Below are 17,251 nucleotides of genomic sequence, written 5' to 3'. Positions count from 1 at the left end.
TCCCCCACGAGCCCCGCGGACGCTAGCCCGTCCTCCGAACGTTGCGAAAAGATTCCGAAAGGCGGTGGGAGCTGTGCGGCTCTCACGAAGAGGCCTGCTGCGCGCGGGCCTGGCCGGTACGGCCGCCACGGCGCTCGGCGGCCTGACCTCCGGCTGCGCCGTGCCGACCGGTTCCACCGGCCGGAACATGGTCCTGTGGTACTGGGACGGCGGTCTCGGCGACACCGTCGTGAAGAAGGCCAAGGCCCGCTACGACTCCTCGGTCGACCTCCAGGCCATCAAGATCGGCGGCTACTACCGCTCCAAGCTGATCACCACGCTGGCCGGCCGTGCCCACGTCCCCGACATCGCGGGCCTCAAGGGCGAGGACATGGCCTCCTACCTCCCCGACGCCGACCAGTTCGTGGACCTGCGCACGCTCGGCGCCGACCAGTACGAGAGCCGGTACCTGCCGTGGAAGTGGCGGCAGGGCATCGCCGACGACGGCACGATGGTCGGCTTCCCCATCGACTGCGGCCCGGTCGCGCACTTCTACCAGTACCAGGTCTTCCGCAAGGCCGGACTGCCCTACGAACCGGCAGACGTATCGAAGGAGTTGAACACCTGGGAGAACTTCTTCGCGGCGGGCGAGCGGCTGCGGAAGCGGATCCCCGGCACCTCGCTGCTGACCGACGTCAACTCGGTCTTCGAGAACGTGGTGCAGCAGGGCGCCAAGCGGTACGTGGACAAGGACCGCCACTTCATCGGCGACCAGGAACACGTGCGCCACGCCTGGGCGCTGGCCGTGGAGGCCAAGCGGCGCGGGATCGTCTCCAACCTCGTCACGGGCACCCCGGACCAGATCTCCGCGGTGGACACCGGCAAGCTGCCCAGCCAGCTCGGCGCCTCCTGGGCGACGTACGACATCAAGAACGGCAATCCGAAGACCAAGGGACGATGGCGGATCGCCGACATGCCGGTGCGGCCGTCGAACAACGGCGGCTCGTTCCTGTCGATCACCAAGGCGTGCCGGGAACCGCAGCAGGCGTTCGAGATCATCTCCTGGATGCTCGACGCGGCCAACCAGGCCTCCGGCTACGTCGACGCGGGCCTGTTCCCCTCCACGCCCGCCTCCTACGGGCTGCGGCAACTGCGCGAACCCGACCCGTTCTTCGGCGGCCAGGTGACGACGGACGTCTTCGGTCCGGCCGCGCAGAAGATCGCCGTCGCCTACAACAGCCCGTTCGACGTGGCGCTCGGGCAGCCCATCAAGGACGAGATCAAGAACGTCGGCGTCCTCGGCAAGGACCCGGACAAGGCCTGGAGTGACGCCATGAGCAAGTGCCGGCGCATCGCGAAGCACCTGGGGGTGAGCCACTGATGGCCACCGCCCTGGAGAAGCCCCCCGTCGTCGCGGAGCGCACGCCGACGGCCCGTCCCCGCTCGGGGATACGCAAGTACTGGCACCTGTACGCCGCGATCTCCCCCTTCTACCTGCTCTTCCTCGCCTTCGGTCTGGTCCCCGTCGGCTTCTCGCTGTACCTGTCCTTCCACCGCTGGGACGGTCTCGGCTCCATGGAGTGGGCGGGCCTGTCGCAGTACCGCTACCTGCTGAGCGACAGCGACTTCTGGAGTTCGATCGGCACCACCCTGATCATCTGGGCGCTGGCCACCTTCCCCATGATCTTCCTGGCGATGGTCACGGCGGTGATGCTCAACTCCGCGGTCCGCTTCAAGAACGTGTACCGCTTCGCCTACTTCCTGCCGAACGTCACCTCCGTCGTCGCGATCGCCATCGTCTTCGGCTCGGTGTTCTCCACCAACTTCGGTCTGGTGAACGCCCTGTTGCAGGCCGTGGGGCTGGACCAGGTGGCCTGGCTCAACACCCCCTGGGGCATCAAGATCGCCATCGCGACGCTGATGACCTGGCAGTGGACGGGCTACAACGCGATCATCTTCCTCGCGGGTCTGCAGACCATCCCGAGCGAGCTGTACGAGGCGGCGCGCGTGGACGGCGCGAACCCCGTGCAGACGTTCTTCCGGATCACGCTGCCCCTGCTGCGCCCGACCCTGCTGTTCGTGCTGGTGGTCTCGACCGTCACCGGCCTGCAGAGCTTCACCGAGGCGCAGGTGCTGCTGCAGAACACCTCGAACGACTCGACGTTCTCCGGCGGCCCGGACCACGCGGGCCGGACGATGGTCCTCTACTTCTTCCAGCAGACCTTCGACAACAACGACTTCGGCTACGGCGCCGCCGTGGCGTGGGGGATCTTCCTCGTCGTCGTCATCTTCTCGATCATCAACTGGCGCCTGGTGCGGCGCCGGGGCGAAGACTAGGGGGCCGGGACACCATGGCATCCATCCAGGACACCAAGCGCCCCAAGGGCATCAGGGGAACCCGCGGCCGGGGCGTCGCGCTGCACGCGGTCCTCGTCGCCGGACTGCTGCTGTCGGCCTTCCCGTTCTACTGGGCCGTCATCATGTCGACGCACACGTCGACCGAGATCTTCTCCTACCCGCCGAAGCTGCTGCCCGGCTCGCACTTCCTGCGCAACGTCCGCGCCCTCTTCGACAACGTCGACTTCTTCGGCTCGATGCTCAACTCGCTGCTGGTGGCGGGCTCGGTGACCGTTCTGGTCCTGTTCTTCGACTCCCTCGCCGCCTTCGTCTTCGCCAAGTTCCACTTCCCCGGCCGCAGGCTGCTGTTCGGGCTGCTCATGCTGATCTTCATGGTGCCGACGCAGCTGGCGATCATCCCGCAGTTCGTGATGATGGCGAGGATCGGCTGGATCGGCTCGATGACGGCACTGATCGTGCCGGCGGCGGCCAACGCCTTCGGCATCTTCTGGATGCGCCAGTACATGCGCAGCGCCATCCACGACGAGCTGCTGGACGCCTCACGCATCGACGGGGCGCACTTCCTGCGCCAGTACTGGCACGTGGCCCTCCCGGTCGTCCGGCCGGGCCTGGCCTTCCTCGGCATCTTCACCTTCATGGGCCAGTGGAACGACTACGCCTGGCCGCTGGTCGCCCTCACCAACCCCGACAACGTCACCCTCCAGGTGGCCCTGTCCCAGCTCAACGGCGTGCACGGCACCACCGACTACGGCATGGTGATGACCGGCGCGCTGCTCGCCCTCGTCCCCCTGCTCATCGTCTTCGCCATCGGCGCCAAGCAGATCATCGGCGACCTCGGCAAGGGGGCCATCCGTTGAGCGACCCGCTCCTCGCGCTGCGCCCCTGGGAGGCCCCCGAGGTGACCTCCTGGGGGCGGCTGCCCATGAACGCCGTCGACCGGCGTGCCGGAGCCCTCTGCCTGGACGGCGACTGGCGCTTCCAGCTGCTGCCCGCTCCCGGAGCGCCGGCCGACGGCGCCTGGTCGTCGGCGTACGTCCCCGGCGCCTGGACCCTGCAGGACACGGACGACCTGCCGCGGTACACCAACGTCCGCATGCCGTTCGGCGACATCCCGCCGCACTCCCCCGCCGCCAATCCGACGGGGGTGTACGAACGTGACCTGGACGTGCCCGCCGAGTGGGCCGGGCGGCGGATCGTGCTCCAGGTCGGCGCCGCCGAGAGCGTGCTGCTGGTGCACGTCGACGGCCGGCCCGTCGGCCTCTCCAAGGACTCCCACCTGGCCGCCGAGTTCGACCTCACCGGCGTCGTGCGCCCCGGCGGGCGGTCGGTACTGCGGCTGACGGTCGTGAAGTGGTCGGACGCCTCGCACATCGAGGACCAGGACCAGTGGTGGCACGGCGGTGTCACCCGGTCGGTGCTCCTGTACGCGACCGACCCGCTGCACCTCGCCGACGTCACCGTCAGGGCGCGGCAGGACGGGGAGCTGCGCGTCGACTGCCGGGTGCGCGACGCGCGCGGCCCACTGCCCGACGGCTGGTACGTCAGCGCCGAGCTGGACGGCCGGCTCCTCACCCAGGACGCCGAGTTCGACCGGGTCAACGCCGAGGACGACCGGGTCTCCGGCTTCCTCGGCGAGGCCCGCGTGCACGGCTTCGTCCCCGAGGTGCGCACCTGGAACGCCGAGACGCCCGAGCTGTACGGCCTCACCGTCCGCCTGCACCGCCCCGACGGCACCCTCGCCGACGCCTCGCACCACCGGGTCGGCTTCCGCGACGTCGAGATCACCGGCCGGGACCTGCTGGTCAACGGCGAGCGCGTGTACATCCGGGGCGTCAACCGGCACGACTTCCATCCGCTGACCGGCCGGACGGTGTCGTACGACGACATGCGCGCCGACCTCGTCCTGCTCAAGCGCTTCGGCTTCAACGCGATCCGCACCTCGCACTACCCGAACGACCCGGCCCTGTACGACCTCGCCGACGAACTCGGCTTCTACGTCGTCGACGAGGCGGACATCGAGTCCCACGACCACGCCCACGAGATCGCCGACGACCCGCGCTACCTGAACGCCTTCGTCGACCGGGTCTCCCGGATGGTGCTGCGCGACAAGAACCACCCGTCGGTGATCATCTGGTCGCTGGGCAACGAGTCCGACTACGGCGCCCACCACGACGCCGCGGCCGGCTGGGTGCGCCGGCACGACCCGGCCCGGCCCCTGCAGTACGAGGGCGCGGCCAAGCTCAACTGGGCGGCCACGGACGACTGCTCCGACATCGCCTGCCCCATGTACGCGCCGCTGGAGGACTGCGTCGCCCACGCCCTGTCGGGCCGGCAGACCAGGCCGCTCATCCAGTGCGAGTACTCCCACGCCATGGGCAACAGCAACGGCACGCTCGCGGACCATTGGGCGGCCATCGAGTCCACTCCGGGTCTTCAGGGCGGGTTCATCTGGGAGTTCTGGGACCACGGCATCCTGCAGCGTGTGAACGACGGCAGACCGGCCGGGCGTGGGGGCGCCGGGCTCTATGACAACGGTGTCGCCGCGCCGGGCCATCGCTGGGCGTACGGCGGCGACTTCGGCGAGACGATCCATGACGGCGCCTTCATCGCGGACGGGGTCGTCTTCCCCGACCGCACCCCGAAGCCCGCCCTGTACGAGCACCGCGAGATCGCGGCGCCGGTGCGCATCGAGTGCTTCCGGCACGAGGGCATCGTCCTCGGCAACCACCAGCACTTCCGCGGCCTGGACTGGCTGGCCGGCACCTGGGAGCTGTCCCTCGCCGACGGCGGCACGCTGACCGCGCCCGCGGACCTGCCCGGCCTCAGGCCCGGCGAGACGGCCGCCGTGCCGCTGCCCTTCGCGCTGCCCCGCGACGGCGGCGAAGCCTGGCTGACCCTGCGGGTGACGACCGCGGAGGACCAGCCGTGGGCGCCGCGCGGCACCGAGGTGTGCCTGCCGCAGGTGCGCCTGCGCGGGCCCGCCGTCGCCGAGGACGCCCTCATGGACGGGGCCGTCGAGGTCGACGGCGAGGGCCTGCTCGTGCATCCGTCGCTGACGGCCGCGCCCACGCTGTCCCTGTGGCGGGCGCCCACCGACAACGACGAGCTGGGCGGCATGGCGCCGCGCTGGCGGACCTGGGGGCTGGACTCGCTGGTCCGCAAGCTCGTGTCGGTGCGGGCCGACGGCGGCCGGGTGACCGTGGACGCCGAGTACGCCGGCACGGCCGGCGTCGTGCGGCACCGGCAGGTGCTCACCCCGGTCGAGGGCGGCATCCGGATCGAGGAGGAGGCGGAGCTGCCCGAGGAGTTCGACGACGTGGCGCGGGTCGGCACCGTCTTCGAGACGGCGCCGGGACCGGACCTGCTGGAGTGGTTCGGGCAGGGGCCGTGGGAGTCGTACCCCGACCGGTGCGCGGGCGCGCCGGTCGGCCATCACTCGCTGCCGGTCGAGGCGACGTTCACGCCGTACCTGCGTCCGCAGGAGAGCGGCGGCCGGCACGGAGTACGGCGGTTCACGCTGTCGGCGCCCGACGGCACCGGTCTCGCGGTCGTGCTGGACGCACCCCGGCAGGTCTCCGTCACCCGGTACCGGGCCGAGGACCTGACCGCCGCACGGCACCACGACGAACTGGTGCCCCGTGCGGGCTGTGTCGTGCACATCGACGCGGCGCACCGGGGCCTGGGCACGGCCTCGTGCGGCCCCGACACCTTCCCCTCCTACCGCGTCGCGCCGGGTGTCCACCGCTGGAGCTGGACGCTGCGCGTGCGGTGACCCCGCCTCTCTGTCCCTGTCCCAGGTGACATGTCACATCCCACGGAGCACATGTGTGCACTTCGCATGACCACCCCCAGGGCGAGGCCGCGCAGGCCGGCGCCGGACGACGCAGTCTCCTCAGGGCCACCGCGCTGCTGGGCGCCGCCGCGGCCACGGGGCTCGCCCTTCCGGCCGGCGCCGAGGCGGCGCCCGCGAGCGCGCGTGCCCGGCGGCCCGATCCCGACAGCCGCCGCTTCACGCTCGCGGTGATGCCGGACACCCAGTACCTCTTCGACGGGCCCAGCATCGACAAGGCGCCGGCCGAGGCATCGCTGCGCTATCTGCTGGAGCACGGCCGGGAGGAGAACCTCGTCTTCCTCTCCCACCTGGGCGATCTCACGCAGAACGGCGCGCAGGCCGAATGCGCCGCGATCGGCGAGGCGTTCGGGCTGCTGGACCGGCGGGGCGTGGGCTACAGCGTCCTGGCGGGCAACCACGACGTGAAGTCCTCCTCGGACGACCAGCGCGGCCCGACGCCCTACCTTGACACGTTCGGTCCCCGGCGCTTCAAGCGTAAGCCGACGTTCGGCGGGGCCTCCGCGGACGGCTACAACACCTACCACCTGTTCCGGGCGGCGGGGCGCGAGTGGATGGTCCTCGCGCTGGACTGGCGGCTGTCGGACCAGGGCTACGCCTGGGCGAAGGACGTGCTCGCCGCCCACCCGAGGACAGCCGTCGTCCTCACCACACACGAACTCGTCGTCGCTGACGATCAGTTGTCGGCCTACGGGCAGCAGCTGTGGGACCGGCTGATCGCGGACCACGACCAGATCTTCCTCACCCTCAACGGCCACTACTGGCCGGCGGCCCGCGCCACCCGAAAGAACGCCGCCGGCCACGACGTGCACCTGCACCTCACCAACTACCAGAACCGCTACTTCGGCGGCGCGGCGATGATTCGGCTGTACCGCTTCGACCTGGACCGGGGCGTCATCGACGTGGAGACGGTCTCCCCGTGGATCCTCGGCCGGGCCCAGCAGGGCCTGAACCCGCTGGAGCGGCAGGAGATCGAGCTGAGCGGCGACGCCGACCGCTTCTCGGTGGAGATCGACTTCGCCGACCGGTTCTCCGGCTTCGACCCCGTGCCGGCCCGCGCGGCGCGGCCGGTGTCGCGGATGCTGGTCCCGGGCACCGTCGCCTACTGGCGGTTCGAGTCACCCGTCGCCGGCACCGTCCGCGACCTGTCCGGACACGGAAACGACCTCGCCCTCGTCACGGTGGGCGGCGGTGCGCTCGGCTGGTCCGCCGACCACCATCCCGACCAACCCGGCCACGGCAGCCTGGAGTTCCAGGGCTACAAGTCGCCGCTGAAGGGCGCGTACCTGCGCACCGTCGACGGCGCGCCGCTGAACTCCGGTACGTTCGAGGGCGGTTACACCATCGAGGCGTTCTACCGGCTTCCCGCCGACTGGGACCCGGACCATCACGCCTGGTCCGGCCTCGTCGGCCGCACCGGCACGGGCGGCGCCGCCGGCAAGACCGGCGACGACCCCGACGAGCCGCTCGCCACCCTGTCCCTGTCCAACGACCGCGAACCGCAGTGGGCGATGCGCCCGCTGAACCAGCAGGGCATCGCCACCAACTGGGGCCAGGAGACACCGCTGGAGACCTGGTGGCACCTGGCGGTCGTCAACGACGGCAGGCACACCACGCTGTACGTCGAGGGCTGCCCGGTGGTCCGCAACCCCAGGGCCCCCGCGGTCGGCATCGCCTCGGTGGGGCTGCCGTGGCTGCTGGGCGGCTACGAGTATGCCGGGAAGATCGACCAGATCCTGCACGGCCGCCTCGGCGACGTCCGGATCGTCTCCGGGGCGCTGCCCGTCACCTCCTTCATGAACCACTGAGCGCACAGGAACCGAAGATGACCGAGCAGCGACTGCCCGCCTGGGCCGACCCGTCCGTCTCCCCCGCCCGCCTCGACGCCCAGGGCGTGTCGAGGCGCCAACTCCTGCGCCGTGCCGGTCTGTTCGGTACCGCCTTCGCCCTGGGGTCGGCGGCGAGGCCCGCACTCGCCTCCCCGCGCGGCGGCTTCGGCGGCGAGGACCCCCGGCTCGCCTACCTCGTCGGCGACCACCACGTGCACTCCGTCTACAGCCACGACGCCAAGTACACGTTCTCCCAGCAGGCACGGGCCGCGGCGACGTACGGCCTGGACTGGATGGTGTTCAACGAACACTCCAACTTCGGGCACGCCTCCCACGGCGCGAAGCTGGAGCACGCCGAGATCGTCAGGGCCCGCGCGGAGAACCCGCGTCAGCTGATCTTCCAGGGCCTGGAGTGGTACATCCCGGCCGCCGAGCACTGCACGGTGTTCGCTGCTCCCGGCCCCCACGAGACCGATCTGCTCACGCAGTTCGAGCTGGCCTACGACGGCAAACTGCTGGGCTACACCGAGGGCTCCGCGGGCGCCGCGGACACCGCCCGCAACGAGGCCCATGCGGTCAAGGCGATCAAGTGGCTGGCCGAGCAGCGCCGTTCGGGCTACGTCGACGATGTCCTCGTCCTCGCCAACCACCCGCTGCGCCTGGGCATCGACTCCCCGCACGAGATGCGCAACTGGCGGGACGCGGCCCCCGAGATCATGATCGGCATGGAGGGCGCGCCCGGCGCCCAGGGTGCCGCGATCCCCGGCTGGCGCGGCAGCACCTCGATCCGCGGCGAGTACGAGAACAAGCCGACCGCGCAGTCCTGGGCGGGCTACCCGGCCGACGCGTTCCTCACGTACGGCGGCTTCGACTGGGCGACGGCGACGGTCGGCGGCCTGTGGGACTCGATGCTCGCCGAGGGCCGGCTGTTCACGATCACCACCAACTCCGACAACCACCGCACGGTCTTCGACACTTGGAAGAACGGCGACTGGCCGGCCGGGCAGAACTTCGACAACACCGGCAAGCTGCCCGACCCGGTGAACACCGACGCCCCGCAGCCCGGAAGCGACTTCTGGCCGGGCGAGTTCAGCCGCACCCACGTGGGCGTGACCCGCTACGGCTTCCGCGCCGTGATGGCGGGCCTGCGCGCCGGCCGGGTCTGGCTGGACCACGGGCACCTGCTGGACGGGCTGGACGTCCGGCTGAGGCGGGACCGCGACGCGGGCCGGGGCGTCACCCTCGGCGGCCGGCTCCGCGTCCGCAAGGGCGAGCGGATCACGCTGTACGTCACCGTCACCACGGCGTCCCGGCCCAACCCGCAGGGAATCCTGCCCGAGTTGGCGCACGTCGACGTGATCCGGGGCGCGGTGCGCGGCCCGGTGGCCGACCGGGACACCTGGCGGGCGCCGGACACCAGGGTCGTACAGACCAGGGACGTCTCCGGCCGCAAGGGGACGTACACCCTGCGCATCCCGCTGACGGCAGGCGAGGAGTCCTTCTACGTGCGGCTGCGCGGCAGCGACGGCAACCGGCACGGCGCGGGCTACCTGGGCGCCGCCGTCGACCCGAACGGCCCGGTTCCGCACGAGCCCGGGAACGGCGACCCGTGGGCGGACACGTGGTTCTACTCGAACCCGATCTTCGTCGACGTGGCGGGTGACTGAGCGGCACTGATCGACGACGTCGTACCGTGGGCCGCATGAACGGTGAGGAATCGTCCTTGCGGCCCCAGTCGCTGCTGCTGACGTTCCTGGGCGACCAGGTGCTCGGGCGGGACGTCTGCGTGTACTCCGGCAGCGTCATCGACGTCTTCGAGCGCGCCGGCGTCGGCGAGCAGGCGACCCGCTCCACACTGACCCGGATGGTCAAGCGCGACCTGCTGCGGCGCCAGCGCGAGGGACGCCGGATGTACTTCGGGCTGACCGAGCACTCCACGGCGGTCCTGCGGGACGGCGAGCGGCGCATCTGGCAGACCGGCGCCGTCAACCGCGACTGGGACGGCACCTGGACCCTCCTCGGCTTCTCCCTCCCGGAGTCCTGGCAGCGCCAGCGCCACGACCTGCGTTCCAAGCTCACCTGGAGCGGTTTCGGCCCCCTGTTCAGCGGCCTGTGGATCGCCCCCGGCGAGGTCGACGTCGCGGAACTGGTCTCCGAGCTCGGCCTCTCCGCGCACGTCAAGGTCTTCCGCGCGCACGCCGACGCCGGCATGGACATCGGCGCGATGATCGAGGAGACCTGGGAGCTGGCCGAACTCGCCGAGCGGTACACCGCCTTCGTGCGCCGCTGGCAGCCGTGGGAGACCGCTTCCCCCGAGGCCGACGAGGCCCTCGTGCTCCGCCTGCGCCTGCAGGCCGAGTGGCTGCAGATCATCCGCCGCGACCCGCGTCTGCCGGTCAAGCACCTGCCGGACGACTGGCCCGCGGAACAGGCCGAGAAGACGTTCCGCGCGGTCCACGACCGGCTCACGCCCCTGGCGCGGGACGCCGCGACCCGCCTTCTCGACCTGGTGCCGGTCCGCCCGGATCAGGCGTAGAAGCGCGACAGGCTCTGCAGCACCGCGGCCGGTTTGCCCCCGCCCTCGATCTCGATGGTGCCGTCCACGGTGATCTGCACACCGCCCGGCACCTCCTCCACCTCGGCCAGCCGCGCGGCCAGCCGGATACGCGACCCCACCTTCACCGGGGAGGGGAAACGGACCTTGTTCAGGCCGTAGTTGACCTTGGTGGTGACGCCCTGGACGTCCAGGAGCTCGGTGAACAGGGGGATGAACAGGGAGAGGGTGAGGTAGCCGTGGGCGATGGGGGCACCGAAGGGGCCCTCGGCGGCGCGCTCGGGGTCGACGTGGATCCACTGGTGGTCGCCGGTGGCGTCGGCGAAGGTGTCGATGCGCTCCTGGGTGACCTCGATCCATTCGCTGGTGCCCAGGTCGCTGCCCGCGAGCTTCTTCAGTTCGTCGATGCCGTTCACGGTGAGGCTCATGAGATTCCTTACTGGTTTCCGAAGCGCTTGCGCACGCGGGACTTGAGGAGTTTTCCGGAGGCGGTGCGCGGGAGTTCGTCCGCGAGGACCACCGACTTCGGGATCTTGTACTTGGCGAGGCGGCCGGCCAGGGTGGCCAGCACCTCGTCGGGGTCGAGCGAGGCGCCCTCGCGGGGCACGACGACCGCCCGCGGCACCTCGCCCCACTTGTCGTCGGGGACGCCGATGACCGCGCACTCGACGATGTCCGGGTGGGCGAGGAGCTGGTCCTCGATCTCGGCCGGGTAGACGTTCTCGCCTCCGGAGATGATCATGTCCTTGATGCGGTCGACGATGAAGACGTACCCGTCCTCGTCGACGCGGGCCGCGTCCCCGCTGCGGAACCAGCCGTCCGCGAAGGAGGCGGCCGTCTCCTCCGGCAGCCCCCAGTAGCCGGGCATGACATGGGGTCCGCGGACCACGACCTCGCCGGTCTCGTCGACCTCTACGGGGGTGAGGTCCGGCCGGACCACCCGGACGTCGCTGAAGAAGTGCGGGACGCCCGCCGAACCCGCCTTGCCCACCGCGTGTTCCGCGTCCAGGAACAGCGTTCCGGGGGACGCCTCCGTCATGCCGTAGCCCTGGAGGAAGGTGAGCCCGCGTTCCTGGTAGGCGGCGATCAGCGGCGTCGGCACCGGGGAGCCGCCGCAGGTCAGGATCCGCAGTGAGGAGAGGTCCGCGGACGGCCAGCGGGGGTGACGGGCCACCTGCTCGAACATCGTCGGGACACCGAACATGAAGGTGATCCGGTGTTCCTCGATCAGGTCGAAGGTGGCCTCCGGGTCGAAGGCCTCCACCAGGACGCAGGTGCCGCCCTTCAGGAGCACCGGCAGCGTCAGCATGTTCAGGCCGGCCGTGTGGAACAACGGCGCGGAGACCAGGGCGCGTTCGTCGGCGATCAGGTCGGTGTCGACCAGGACGTTGACCGCGTTCCAGGTGAGGTTGCCGTGCGTGAGCATGGCGCCCTTGGGGCGGCCGGTCGTCCCCGAGGTGTACATGATGATGCAGGTGTCGTCCGGGACGACCGGTTCGTCGATCGGTTCGGCCGCCGCGGCGGCGACCGCCCGTTCGTACTCGGCGCCCACTTCGACGTACGTACGCACGTCCGTGTCGCCCGGCAGTCCGGCGACCAGGCCGGCGTGCGAGGGGCCGTAGACGAGTGCCTTCGCGCCGGAGTCGGCGAGCTGGAAGGCGATCTCCGGGCCGGCCAGGCGGGTGTTGAGCGGGACGAAGACCGCGCCGAGGGTGCCCGCCGCGAACAGGGTCTCCAGGTAGGCGGGATGGTTCGGGCCGAGGTAGGCGATGCGGTCGCCGCGGCGCACCCCGCGGGCGCGCAGGGCGTGGGCGAGGCGGGTGGTGCGCTCGTACAGCCGCGCGTACGTGAGCGGGGCGCCGCCGTGGATCAGGGCGGTGCGGTGCGGGGTCTTGCGGGCCCGGCGTGCGGGCCACGAGCCCAGTCCCTCATTGCGCATCTACGGCCCCTTACGGCGTGGTGAGCCCGAGCAGGCGGGCGGCGTTCTCCTTCAGGATCCTCGGCCTCACCTCGTCCTTGATCGACAACTTGCCGAAGTCGGCGAGCCAGCGGTCGGGGGTCAGGACGGGGAAGTCGGAGCCGAAGAGGACCTTGTCCTTCAGCAGCGTGTTGGCGTACTGCACGAGCTGCGGCGGGAAGTACTTCGGCGACCAGCCGGACAGGTCGATGTGCACGCCCGGCTTGTGCGTGGCGACGGCGAGGGCCTCGTCCTGCCAGGGGAAGGACGGGTGCGCCAGGATGATCTTCAGATGCGGGAAGTCGGCGGCGACGTCGTCGACGTGCAGCGGGTTGGAGTACTTCAGGCGGATGCCGCCCCCGCCGGGGACGCCGGCGCCGATGCCGGTCTGGCCGGTGTGGAAGAGGGCGATGGTGCCCGTCTCCTCGATCACCTCGTACAGGTCGTACGCCACCGAGCGGTCGTTGGGGAAGAAGCCCTGGATGCTCGGGTGGAACTTGAAGCCCTTGACCCCGTACTCCTCGACCAGGCGGCGGGCCTGCTTCACGCCCGCCCTGCCGCGGAAGGGGTCGATGGAGGCGAAGGGGATGAGGACGTCCGCGTTGGCGGCCGCAGCCTCGGCGACCTCCTCGTTCGGGACGGGCGCGGTGCCGGTCGCGGACTCGGCGTCGACGGTGAAGATCACCGCGGCCATCCTCCGCTCGCGGTAGTACGCGGCCGTCTCCTCCAAGGTCGGCTTCCGCTTGCCCTCCACCTTGAAGTAGGCGGAGGACGCGTCGTGCAGATCGTCGTCCAGGGAGGAGTGGCCCTTGGAGGAGACCTCCGCGTGGGTGTGGACGTCGATCGCGACCAGGTCGTCGACGTTCATCGAGGGGGACATCACGCCTCCGGGAACTGGGGCGCCGGAATGCCGACCGACTGCAGCTCGGCGCCGACGGAGGTGGGGAAGGCGTCGGCCAGCGCCTCGGGGGTCCAGCCGCCGTCGGCGTACGCCGTCCTGATCTCCTGCGGATGCGACCAGAGTGCCACCTTGTCGCCGCCGATGCCGATGGCCTGTCCGGTGATGGAGCGGGCGGCGTCGGAGGCGAGGAAGGGCACGAGGGCCGCGCAGTCCTCGGGGGTGCCGAAGCCCTCGCCCTTGCGCAGGAAGGCCGGGAGCGGCTCGCCGTTGCGCATGGCCTCGATGTACGGGGCGAAGGCGGGGACGGTCTCGGTCATGGCGGTCGCGGCGACCGGCACGATCGCGTTGGCGGTGATGTTCGCCCGGCCCAGCTCCATCGACCAGGTGCGGGCCATGGCGGCGATGCCAGCCTTGGCGGCGGCGTAGTTCGTCTGCCCGAAGTTGCCGCGCTGCCCGGCCGGGGAGCCGACCAGGATCAGGGTGCCGCCCTCGCCCTGCTCGCGCATCCGGACGGCGGCGGCGCGGGCGCAGGTGAACGTGCCCTTGAGGTGGGTGGTGATCACCGCGTCGAAGTCGTCGTCGGTCATCTTCCACAGCACCTTGTCGCGCAGGATGCCGGCGTTGGTGACCAGGACGTCCAGCCGGCCGAACTCCTCGACTGCCCGGTTCACCAGGCGCTCGGCGGCCTCGCTCGTGCCGACCGGGACGACCTCGGCGACGGCCCTGCCGCCCGCCTCGGCGATGGACTTCACGGCCGCCTCGGCCACGGCCTCGTCGACGTCGTTGACGACCACGGACGCGCCGTGTGCGGCCAGGGCGTGCGCGTAGGCGAGGCCGAGGCCCCGGCCGCTGCCGGTGACGACGGCGACCTTGCCGGTGAGATCGATGCTGGGCACGAGTGGGTCCCTTCACGAGCTGAGCTGATGCGGGTGGTGCGGCTGACGTGCGTGGTGCGCGTGGTGCCGGTAGTGCGGCCGTACGACGCCGGCCGCGGCTCCGAGATCGAAGCTAAGAGCAATAATTGTTGACGTCAATAGTTGTTGGCGACCCACAGGTGCGACATGCTGGAATCGTCACGACGCACCGAGCCCAGGGAGCCCGCCATCACACGCCAGCACGTCACGAACCCGAGCCCCATCGACGCGGACGAGCCGTGGATGCGCGGACTGCACGCGGACACGGGCTACCTGCTGTATCGCCTGGGCCTGCGCTCGGGTCAGTTGTTCAACACGTTCCTGCAGGAGTCCGGGCTGCGCCTGCGCCACTACGCGGTGCTGCGCTTCCTGGCCGGCTCCGACGGCGCCCTGCAGCGGGAGCTGAGCACCCGCCTCGGCTACGACCCGAGCGCGATCGTCGGCCTGGTCGACGACCTGGAGAAGCTTGGCTTCGCCGAGCGCAGGCCCTCCCCCGACGACCGCCGCAGCCGGATCGTCGTCCTCACCACCGAGGGGCGCGCCTTTCTGCGCGACACCGACGAGGCGGGCCTGCGCGTGACGAACGACCTGCTGGGCCCCCTCGACCCGGCCGAACGGGAGGCGCTGCACGGCCTGTTGCTGCGGATCGCGGGGGACGGACTCGGCTGAGATGTTGTGCAAGTTGTTGACTGCCGATACTTGAGTGCCTAACTTCACGATGGCCTCGTCCCGCACTCCCCCCACGGAAGGGACCTCTGTGAAGACCCGCACCTGCCTCGCCGTACTGACCCTCGCCCTGAGCGCGGCCACCGCCCTGCCCGCCGGGGCGGCCACCGACACCCATCTGTCGGGTCAACTCCCCTCGGGTGCCGCGTACGTGATGGACGTCCCCGCCGCCTGGAACGGCACCGTGCTGCTCTACAGCCACGGCTACACCCCCGCCGGAGTCCCCAACCCGGCCCAGAACGCGCCCGGTTCGGGCACCCGGACCACACTGCTCGCCGAGGGCTACGCGCTCATCGGCTCCTCGTACGCCACCACGGGCTGGGCGGTGACGGACGCCGTACCCGACCAACTCGCCACGCTGGAGCTGTTCACACGGAAGTTCGGACCGGCGCGGCGCACCCTCGCCTGGGGCACCTCCTACGGCGGCTTCGTCACGACGGCCCTCGCCGAGCGGCAAGCCGACCGCTTCGACGGCTCGCTGTCGATGTGCGGGCTGGTCCAGGGCGGGGTCGCGAACTGGAACAGCACGCTGGACCCCGTCTTCGCGCTGCGGACACTGCTCGCGCCCGGCGAGGACATCCCGCTCACCGGCTTCGCCGACCAGGCGTCCGCGTCCGCCGCCGCGAAGTCGCTGACCTCGAAGACCGCCGCGGCCCAGCGGACGCCCGCGGGGCGTGCGCGCATCGCCCTCGCCGCCGCCCTGCACAACATCCCCGGCTACAACGACGCCTCGCAGACCGAGCCCGGCCCCGCCGACTGGACCACCCGGGAGGCCAACCAGTACACGGCGGTGAACGGGCTGCTGCAGCTGCCCGCCTTCAGCTGGCGGCAGGAGGCCGAGAGCCGGGCGGGCGGCAACATGTCCTGGAACACCGGCGTCGACTACACGTCGATGCTGGGCCGCTCCCCGCTGTACAAAGAGGTGACCGAGCTCTACAAGGAGGCGGGACTGTCCTTGCGCACCGACCTCGCGGCCCTCGCCACCGCGCCCCGGATCTCCGCCGACCCCGCGGCCGTCCGGTGGATGCGGCACACCAGCGTGTTCGGGGGCCGTCTCACCGACCCCCAGCTGGACATCCACACCACCGGCGACGCCCTGATCCCGGTACAGGCGGAGAGCGCCTACCGGCGGGCGGCCGGCGCGGCGGGCCGGGGCCCCCTGCTCGCCCAGGCCTACGTCGACGGACCCGGCCACTGCGCCTTCACCGACGGCGAGATGCTCGGCGCCCTGCACACCCTGGAGCACCGGCTGGACACCGGCCGCTGGGACGCCTCGCCGGGCACGCTCAACGCCCGCGCGGCGCAGGAGGACCCCGGAAGCGCACCGCGGTACGTGACCTACCGCCCGGCCGCATACCCCCGCCCCTACGACCTCGCCCACCCGGGAGACGCCCGGCCATGACCCTGCGCTCGGCCCCCGACCGGCTGCTGTCCGTCCTCGCCGCGTTCGACCACGAACACCCGGCGCTGTCCCTGACGGACATCAGCCGGCGGGCCGGGCTGACCCTGACCACCGCACACCGGCTGGTGGGCGCCCTGACGGAGTGGGGCGCCCTGGAGCGGGACGCCTCCGGCGTCTACCACGTCGGGCTCCGGCTGTGGGAGGTCGCGGCCCTCGCCCCGCGCGGTCTGGGCCTGCGGCAGATCGCGCTGCCGTACCTGGAGGACCTGTACGAGGCGACGCACGAGAACGTGCAGCTGGCGGTGCGGGACGGGTCGGAGGTCGTCTACATCGAGTGGATCTCGGGGCGCTCGGCCGTCGGCGTGCACATCCGGGTGGGGGCGCGCTGGCCGCTGCACGCCACCGGCGTCGGGCTCGCGCTGCTGGCGCACGCGGGCCAGGACGCGCAGGAGGAGTACTGCGCGGCCCCGCTCGCCCGCTTCACGCCGTACACCCTCACCGATCCGGCGGGACTGCGCCGGATGCTCGCGGAGGTGCGCCGCACGGGGGTCGCGGTGAGCGCCCGGCAGGTCACCGAGGACGCCCTGTCGGTGGCCGCCCCGGTGCGCGGGCCGGGCGGCGAGGTGGTCGCCGCGGTGTCCGTGGTGGTACCGCACGCCGACGCGCAGGTACCGGTCCTGGTGCCGGCCGTACGGCTCGCGGCCCGCGGCATATCGCGGGCCCTGGGGTGGCGGCCGCCGAAGGAGCCGTAGAGGTCCGGAAGGGCCCGGAGGTTCGGGAG

At 71.3% G+C, this 17,251-nt stretch carries 14 protein-coding genes; 10 read left to right on the top strand and 4 right to left on the bottom strand.

Annotated features, from left to right (window positions below):
• The first annotated feature begins 73 nt into the window (after positions 1–73).
• From LN251_RS26295 to LN251_RS26265, 7 genes are read left to right on the top strand one after another with little or no spacing between them, the layout of a single operon-like run.
• Positions 74–1,360: an ABC transporter substrate-binding protein gene (locus LN251_RS26295; protein ID WP_458246554.1), complete on the top strand. Its 1,287-nt coding sequence runs from the start codon at positions 74–76 to the stop codon at positions 1,358–1,360.
• Complete coding sequence (locus LN251_RS26290) at positions 1,360–2,316, top strand: carbohydrate ABC transporter permease (RefSeq protein ID WP_458246553.1); 957 nt, start codon at positions 1,360–1,362, stop codon at positions 2,314–2,316. The genes LN251_RS26295 and LN251_RS26290 overlap by 1 nt, the downstream gene beginning before the upstream one ends.
• 14 nt (positions 2,317–2,330) lie before the next feature.
• Complete coding sequence (locus LN251_RS26285; RefSeq protein WP_458246552.1) at positions 2,331–3,194, top strand: carbohydrate ABC transporter permease; 864 nt, start codon at positions 2,331–2,333, stop codon at positions 3,192–3,194.
• The gene (locus LN251_RS26280) at positions 3,191–6,109 is read left to right on the top strand and encodes a glycoside hydrolase family 2 TIM barrel-domain containing protein (RefSeq protein WP_458246551.1); all 2,919 of its coding nucleotides are present in this window, start codon (positions 3,191–3,193) and stop codon (positions 6,107–6,109) included. The genes LN251_RS26285 and LN251_RS26280 overlap by 4 nt, the downstream gene beginning before the upstream one ends.
• 53 nt (positions 6,110–6,162) lie before the next feature.
• The gene (locus LN251_RS26275; protein ID WP_458246550.1) at positions 6,163–7,995 is read left to right on the top strand and encodes a LamG-like jellyroll fold domain-containing protein; all 1,833 of its coding nucleotides are present in this window, start codon (positions 6,163–6,165) and stop codon (positions 7,993–7,995) included.
• A gap of 17 nt (positions 7,996–8,012) precedes the next feature.
• Positions 8,013–9,683 (top strand): histidinol-phosphatase, encoded by a 1,671-nt coding sequence (locus tag LN251_RS26270; protein ID WP_458246549.1) that lies wholly within the window; start codon positions 8,013–8,015, stop codon positions 9,681–9,683.
• Between the two features lie 35 nt (positions 9,684–9,718).
• A complete protein-coding gene (locus LN251_RS26265; RefSeq protein WP_458246548.1) occupies positions 9,719–10,552 on the top strand; it encodes a PaaX family transcriptional regulator in 834 nt (277 codons plus the stop codon).
• Here the strand turns inward: LN251_RS26265 and LN251_RS26260 are convergent.
• The 4 genes from LN251_RS26260 to LN251_RS26245 are packed head-to-tail and all read right to left on the bottom strand — an operon-like array spanning position 10,543 to position 14,324.
• The gene (locus tag LN251_RS26260) at positions 10,543–10,998 is read right to left on the bottom strand and encodes a MaoC family dehydratase (RefSeq protein ID WP_362985829.1); all 456 of its coding nucleotides are present in this window, start codon (positions 10,996–10,998) and stop codon (positions 10,543–10,545) included. The two genes, LN251_RS26265 and LN251_RS26260, sit on opposite strands and share 10 nt — an antisense overlap.
• An 8-nt stretch (positions 10,999–11,006) precedes the next feature.
• Positions 11,007–12,509 carry an acyl-CoA synthetase gene (locus LN251_RS26255; RefSeq protein WP_458246547.1) on the bottom strand — a complete coding sequence of 501 codons (1,503 nt, stop codon included), beginning with the start codon at positions 12,507–12,509 and terminating at the stop codon, positions 11,007–11,009.
• A 10-nt stretch (positions 12,510–12,519) separates the two neighbouring features.
• Entirely contained in the window at positions 12,520–13,395 is an 876-nt protein-coding gene (locus tag LN251_RS26250; protein ID WP_458246803.1) for an amidohydrolase family protein, read from the bottom strand.
• Positions 13,396–13,406: 11 nt separating this feature from the next.
• Positions 13,407–14,324, bottom strand: coding sequence for an SDR family NAD(P)-dependent oxidoreductase (locus LN251_RS26245; RefSeq protein WP_458246546.1), 918 nt, complete (start codon positions 14,322–14,324; stop codon positions 13,407–13,409).
• A 261-nt stretch (positions 14,325–14,585) separates the two neighbouring features.
• Between LN251_RS26245 and LN251_RS26240 the strand changes: the two genes are divergently transcribed.
• From LN251_RS26240 to LN251_RS26230, 3 genes are read left to right on the top strand one after another with little or no spacing between them, the layout of a single operon-like run.
• A complete protein-coding gene (locus tag LN251_RS26240; RefSeq protein ID WP_249838047.1) occupies positions 14,586–15,011 on the top strand; it encodes a MarR family winged helix-turn-helix transcriptional regulator in 426 nt (141 codons plus the stop codon).
• A 49-nt stretch (positions 15,012–15,060) separates the two neighbouring features.
• Positions 15,061–16,470 (top strand): alpha/beta hydrolase family protein, encoded by a 1,410-nt coding sequence (locus tag LN251_RS26235; RefSeq protein WP_458246802.1) that lies wholly within the window; start codon positions 15,061–15,063, stop codon positions 16,468–16,470.
• Entirely contained in the window at positions 16,467–17,222 is a 756-nt protein-coding gene (locus LN251_RS26230) for an IclR family transcriptional regulator (RefSeq protein ID WP_458246545.1), read from the top strand. Before LN251_RS26235 ends, LN251_RS26230 begins: the two co-directional genes overlap by 4 nt.
• Positions 17,223–17,251 lie beyond the last annotated feature (29 nt).

It is taken from the genome of Streptomyces sp. MAI_2237, assembly GCF_054189285.1.
This window is presented reverse-complemented; position numbering and strand designations above follow the sequence as displayed.

Coding starts and splice junctions, on each gene's coding strand:
- LN251_RS26230 (WP_458246545.1), top strand. CDS start 16,467: ATGACCCTGCGCTCGGCCCCCGACCGGCTGCTGTCCGTCCTCGCCGCG.
- LN251_RS26270 (WP_458246549.1), top strand. CDS start 8,013: ATGACCGAGCAGCGACTGCCCGCCTGGGCCGACCCGTCCGTCTCCCCC.
- LN251_RS26285 (WP_458246552.1), top strand. CDS start 2,331: ATGGCATCCATCCAGGACACCAAGCGCCCCAAGGGCATCAGGGGAACC.
- LN251_RS26240 (WP_249838047.1), top strand. CDS start 14,586: ATGCGCGGACTGCACGCGGACACGGGCTACCTGCTGTATCGCCTGGGC.
- LN251_RS26260 (WP_362985829.1), bottom strand. CDS start 10,998: ATGAGCCTCACCGTGAACGGCATCGACGAACTGAAGAAGCTCGCGGGC.
- LN251_RS26265 (WP_458246548.1), top strand. CDS start 9,719: ATGAACGGTGAGGAATCGTCCTTGCGGCCCCAGTCGCTGCTGCTGACG.
- LN251_RS26250 (WP_458246803.1), bottom strand. CDS start 13,395: ATGAACGTCGACGACCTGGTCGCGATCGACGTCCACACCCACGCGGAG.
- LN251_RS26255 (WP_458246547.1), bottom strand. CDS start 12,509: ATGCGCAATGAGGGACTGGGCTCGTGGCCCGCACGCCGGGCCCGCAAG.
- LN251_RS26235 (WP_458246802.1), top strand. CDS start 15,061: ATGGCCTCGTCCCGCACTCCCCCCACGGAAGGGACCTCTGTGAAGACC.
- LN251_RS26290 (WP_458246553.1), top strand. CDS start 1,360: ATGGCCACCGCCCTGGAGAAGCCCCCCGTCGTCGCGGAGCGCACGCCG.